This is a genomic window from Nonomuraea sp. B10E15, assembly GCF_039871615.1.
GTDB lineage: Bacteria > Actinomycetota > Actinomycetes > Streptosporangiales > Streptosporangiaceae > Nonomuraea.
Map to the genome: position 1 here is coordinate 1 of NZ_JBDPMB010000063.1, position 1,091 is coordinate 1,091.

At 66.2% G+C, this 1,091-nt stretch carries 1 pseudogene; it reads right to left on the reverse strand.

Features of this window, described 5'->3' with window-relative positions:
• Positions 1–1,091, reverse strand: a pseudogene (locus tag ABGB14_RS49975) (DNA-directed RNA polymerase subunit beta); the annotation flags it as partial.

Genomic DNA, 1,091 nt, shown 5'->3' on the forward strand with positions numbered 1-1,091 from the left:
TCGGCGAACGACCCGTCGGGGTTGAGCACCGTGTTGGCCTGCGCCTTGACGAAACGGTCTTCCTCGTCGGCGGTGAGGTAGTCGATCTGGTCGGTGACCTTGCCGTCGACCACCTTGCGGTAGGGGGTCTCGACGAAGCCGAAGGCGTTGATGCGGCCGTAGGAGGCCAGCGACCCGATCAGGCCGATGTTGGGGCCTTCAGGGGTCTCGATCGGGCACATCCGGCCGTAGTGGGACGGGTGCACGTCACGGACCTCGAAGCCGGCCCGCTCACGCGACAGACCACCGGGGCCCAGCGCGGACAGACGCCGCTTGTGCGTCAGCCCGGCCAGCGGGTTGGTCTGGTCCATGAACTGCGACAGCTGCGAGGTGCCGAAGAACTCCTTGATGGAGGCGACCACCGGGCGGATGTTGATCAGGGTCTGCGGCGTGATCGCCTCGACGTCCTGCGTGGTCATCCGCTCGCGCACGACGCGCTCCATGCGGGCCAGACCCAGGCGGACCTGGTTCTGGATGAGCTCGCCGACGCTGCGCAGGCGGCGGTTGCCGAAGTGGTCGATGTCGTCGATCTCGACGATGACCTCTCCGTTGGCGCCCGGCATCGACTCCTCGCCCGCGTGGAGGCGGACGATGTACTCGATCGTGGCGACGATGTCGTCCTCGGTCAGCGTGCCCTGGGTGATCTCGGCGTCGACCCCGAGCTTCTTGTTGATCTTGTAGCGGCCCACCTTGGCCAGGTCGTACCGCTTGGGGTTGAAGTAGAGGTTCTCCAGCAGGGTCTGCGCCGACTCCTTGGTCGGCGGCTCGCCCGGCCGCAGCTTGCGGTAGATGTCGAGCAGCGCGTCATCCTGGCCGGCCGTGTGGTCCTTCTCCAGGGTGGCCCGCATCGACTCGTACTGGCCGAAACGCTCGAGGATCTTCTCGTTGGTCCACCCCAGTGCCTTGAGAAGCACGGTGACGGCCTGCTTGCGCTTGCGGTCGATGCGCACACCGACGCTGTCGCGCTTGTCGATCTCGAACTCCAGCCAGGCACCCCGGGACGGGATGACCTTGCAGCCGTACAGATCCTTGTCGGACGTCTTGTCGACGTT